Below are 3,478 nucleotides of genomic sequence, written 5' to 3' on the forward strand. Positions count from 1 at the left end.
CCGAGACAATCACTCTTGTCAGCGCCGTGGGAGAACTAGCGATAATGATTCGGGAACTCTCCAAGGCCGGCTACTCGTACGAGCAAATCGCGACGTGCATCAAGCTCGGCGGCATTCAGATGGACGCGCCAAAGCTGAGACGCTACCTCGTCGCTTGCGACAAAAAGCTGACAAGGAAGGCGAGGGGCAAGAGGGTAGTCCCGACTATGGAGCGGACGCCGAAGAAGACGGAGCAAATGCAACAGACAGTAGTCCAGGGTACCACGCCGACGTCGGCTGCCCCCCAAACTAAACCAACACCCGGCCCATCAGCGATCCCTACAGCACCGGCTATCGTACCCCCAACCTTCCGACCAGCGACCGCCGTTAATGCAAATCCTCCAACACCGTCCGCTCTGGCGCTGCACGTGCCTTCGACCTATCCACACCGCAACGCTCCACCCGCATCCGCTACAAGTCCGACAGCCACTACGCCATCGATAAGCAGGCCCCAGAACGCAGCATCGCCTAGCGCATCTGCATCTTCGTCGGCTCCAAAGACGAGCAATGGGAGTGGGCGCTCTGCCTCGGAGGGCCGCGCCAGCGATCCGTCAAGGACAGTACAAAAGCTGGAAGAGACGGTGCTCCAACGGCAAGCCTCAATCGCCGTACGTGAAGAAGCGTCAGCATCAGCGTCGGCGGCACAGGCCAGATCGCAGACCGAAGGCGGCGCCCCGACAAATCCCAGCACACTGTTCTGAGCAGATAGAGCTCTGGCCTGCTGCCGGTTTCACGGACACCCAGTTTAGGTGTGATGGTGAAACCGGAGGTGCTCCATGCAACGTCGCAAGTTCGGACGTGAGTTCAAGATTAAAGCGGTTCGCTTGGTTCGGGAGCGCGGGGTCAGTGTGGCATAAGCCGTACGCGACCTCGACGTTCACGAGACGATGCTGCAGCGGTGAATGAAGCAGGCGGTGTCCAACCCGCAACATGCGTTTCCCAGTCAAGGTCAGATGAAGCCTGAGCAGATCGAGATCGACCGGCTACACAAGGAGGTCGTGATCCTCCCCCGATTTCACGGACAGGGGGGTTAGCTCGCGTTCCGCTCGGCTTGCTCGGGGGTGATGTATCCGAGGGCCGAGTGGATGCGCTGCCGATTATAGTATCCCTCGATGTAGGCGAACAGGTCGCGCCGGGCCTCGTCCCGGGTCGTCCATCGTCGCTGGTGGACGAGCTCGACCTTATGTGTATGGAAGAAGCTCTCCATCGGGGCATTATCGTAACAACAGCCGGTTCGGCTCATGGAGGGCGTCGCCTTCATGTCAGCGAGCTGCTTGCGATAGGCCTCGGCTGCGTATTGGCTGCCGCGATCCGAGTGGCAGATGAGACCAGCCCCCGGTCTTTGCCGTTGGGTGGCCATCATCAGAGCCGCCGACGTCAGTTCGGTCCGCATGTGCTCGCGTATGGACCAGCCGACGATCTTGCGAGTGGCGAGATCGAGGACGGCGGCCAGGTAGAGCCAGCCCTCGCCGGTGGGCAGATAGGTGATATCGGCGAGCCAGACCGTGTTGGGCATCGCAGCCGAGAACTGCTGTTTGAGGAGGTTGGGCGCAATCGGCAGGTCGTGGCGGCTATCAGTCGTGCACGGCCGGAACCGACGCCCTGCCAGAGCCCGGATACCGTGCTGGCGCATCAGGCGCTCCACCCGCCCGCGACTGACCGTTCGGCCGTCCGCGCGCAGGGCCGCATGCACCCGAGGCGAGCCATAGCGCCTATGATGCCCAGCATGGAGACGCCGGACGTCATCGAGGAGCTGACGGTTCGACACCGACCGGGCGCTCTCGGGGCATGACCGCCAGCCGTAATAGCCGCTGGGGGAGACTTCGAGCACGCGGCACATGAGACGCACCGGCCAGGTGCTCGCATGCTGCTCAATGAAGGCGAACGTCACTTGGGCATCTCCGCGAAGATGCCGATCGCTTTTTTTAGGTGATTATACCGTTGACACATACGGAGTGGCCGCGGCGTTCTGCCTCCCCCCCTCGGATAGAACTGTGTAAAAGTGAACAATCCTCAGGCGAGAATGTTGTGTGTGTAGGAGTTAATGCGAGGTAGGTCTCGGTCCGCTCCTAGAGTGAATGGGAGAAAATGTGCCGAGATACTTTTTTAATGCTTATGACGGATCCGCCTTGATTGACAATGAAGGCACTGAGTTCGCTGATTTGAAGTCCGCTAAAATCGAGGCAGTACTTCGCGCAAGCCATCTGTTAAAAGATAATGCAAAAAATATCGCAGATGGCGAAGATTGGCATCTTGAAGCCGTAAACGTGTCTGGTTTAATTCTATTCCGCATCGATATATTGGTCACTGATGCGCCAGTATCGCGGCCTGATCCATTGATGAATCGCTAAAGCTTCGGTGCGCCGCGCGAAGGCTTCGCGATCCGCTTCAACGCCTCATCGAAGTCAGCCTCGTCCTCGCTGGCACCAGCTTCACGGGCGCCTTCGATGAACCGTCGCTTTTGCTCCTCAGGCGTCAGCTTCTCCGCGCCCAGCTTGGATGGCGGCTTAGGCTTGGGCTCAGTCATGCTGCGGCTCGTCTAAAATCGCTATCTGGTTGCTGCTCTTGTATGACTTTTCCAGGAACTAGCAGCGATAACTTGGGTCCGAAAGAAGCAAGATCTTTGACAACGGCTACTAGACGCGGCGGGTTGTGAAGTTCGGACAGATCACGGAATGCCGTTGAAGCTTTGTAAACTGAAGCGGCATGATCACTCACTGCCTGAAACACAGCAATCCTATCAGGAAGCCTTACGACGGCCGATAGCGTCCACTCATTCGTGGAGGCGCCGAGAAGCGTAGACTTGTTAGGATCGACGCTGTTGGGTCCAAAGACCTCAAGCAGGCGGCTTGTAAGAGCTTCAGAGAGCGCCTCATCATCATCGGACAGCATTCTCTGAGATATGCGGTCAACCACGCGCCATGAAGCTTCTGCTACATCGTGAACCGCTCGCTCAAGCATGTCTGTAGATGATTCAACAAATATAGCATGACTATTAACGAGAACGCCCATCTGTTCCGCAACAGCACTGGCAGTTCTTTTGAATGAACCTTTCGGAGCTTCAAGATCTTCTGCTTCTCGATAAGCGAAGCCATCATCGCTGACACGAATGCCGCCCGGTGTCGGATCAACGCGCACAGTTACGAATGATCCATCTGGGTACAGCAGTGGCAGATTGATGTACCAACTCTCGCCGATCTGCTCGGTGCGCACGAGTTCGCGAGCCGTGGTTTCGACGGCAAGCTTAACTCTATCAGCGTTGGTTGCGCCCATTGTCATGCGAACAAATCATACTCCCACGGGGGGGCGGGGTGACCTGACCGGTATTTTGGACCGAGCCGATTGAGAGGCTACTGCATGGTGGCGACCATGGGTAGCCGGAAGGCCAGATCCGGGAAGGTGACAGGCGCGGGCGGCCGGTAGCCCAAGGACGAATGCG

The 3,478-nt window shown here is 58.1% G+C and carries 3 protein-coding genes and 2 pseudogenes; 2 read left to right on the plus strand and 3 right to left on the minus strand.

Annotation, left to right across the window (positions count from 1 at the left end; translation table 11 throughout):
* Positions 1–815 precede the first annotated feature (815 nt).
* Positions 816–1,046, plus strand: a pseudogene (locus FPV16_RS25740) (transposase); the annotation flags it as partial.
* 23 nt (positions 1,047–1,069) lie between these two features.
* Here FPV16_RS25740 and FPV16_RS25745 read toward each other — a convergent pair.
* Positions 1,070–1,966 (minus strand): annotated as a pseudogene (locus tag FPV16_RS25745) (IS3 family transposase); the annotation flags it as partial.
* Positions 1,967–2,129: 163 nt separating this feature from the next.
* Between FPV16_RS25745 and FPV16_RS25750 the strand changes: the two are divergent.
* Positions 2,130–2,390: a DUF6894 family protein gene (locus FPV16_RS25750; protein WP_227441348.1), complete on the plus strand. Its 261-nt coding sequence runs from the start codon at positions 2,130–2,132 to the stop codon at positions 2,388–2,390.
* Here FPV16_RS25750 and FPV16_RS25755 read toward each other — a convergent pair.
* Complete coding sequence (locus tag FPV16_RS25755) at positions 2,387–2,566, minus strand: hypothetical protein (RefSeq protein ID WP_227441349.1); 180 nt, start codon at positions 2,564–2,566, stop codon at positions 2,387–2,389. The genes FPV16_RS25750 and FPV16_RS25755 overlap by 4 nt on opposite strands.
* Positions 2,563–3,318 (minus strand): hypothetical protein, encoded by a 756-nt coding sequence (locus FPV16_RS25760; RefSeq protein WP_227441350.1) that lies wholly within the window; start codon positions 3,316–3,318, stop codon positions 2,563–2,565. The genes FPV16_RS25755 and FPV16_RS25760 overlap by 4 nt, the downstream gene beginning before the upstream one ends.
* Positions 3,319–3,478: the final 160 nt, after the last annotated feature.

The organism is Methylobacterium sp. W2 (assembly GCF_020662345.1).
Lineage (GTDB): Bacteria > Pseudomonadota > Alphaproteobacteria > Rhizobiales > Beijerinckiaceae > Methylobacterium.